Consider the following 408-nt stretch of genomic DNA (forward strand, 5'->3'; position numbering starts at 1 on the left):
GGAGATCCCGGAACCCAGGAAGCGAAGCTCCTTTTATAAATGGTGGTTTGGTAACCATGAGGAAATCGAATACCAGCGGGCGACAGCTGCAGCTACGAGTGCTGCTAACGCTCAGACGGCTGTTGAAGGTGCCAGTGTTCCTGGCCTGATTGGTGGAAGAGCCATTACATCAGGAACGTGGGCGCTTAAACTCGGTAATCTGGCTGGAGGTCCTGGTAGAATTGCGTTAAATGGACCCGGTGGTGCGATAGTTCTGGGCATGATGCCCGGCAGGCTGAATGACGGTGAGCAGGACTTTATTGACCGGATGCGTCTGGAACAGATGCATGAAGCGGCAAGCCGTGTGCGCTATACGTGGGAACAGGATGACAAAGGTAATCCTGTTCCTCATGGCTGGCATACACCACC

At 53.9% G+C, this 408-nt stretch carries 1 pseudogene; it reads left to right on the forward strand.

The features are described from left to right. Positions 1–408 (forward strand): annotated as a pseudogene (locus GJV78_RS23410) (S-type pyocin domain-containing protein); the annotation flags it as partial.

Origin of the sequence: Intestinirhabdus alba, assembly GCF_009711095.1 — a bacterium.
Classification (GTDB): domain Bacteria; phylum Pseudomonadota; class Gammaproteobacteria; order Enterobacterales; family Enterobacteriaceae; genus Intestinirhabdus; species Intestinirhabdus alba.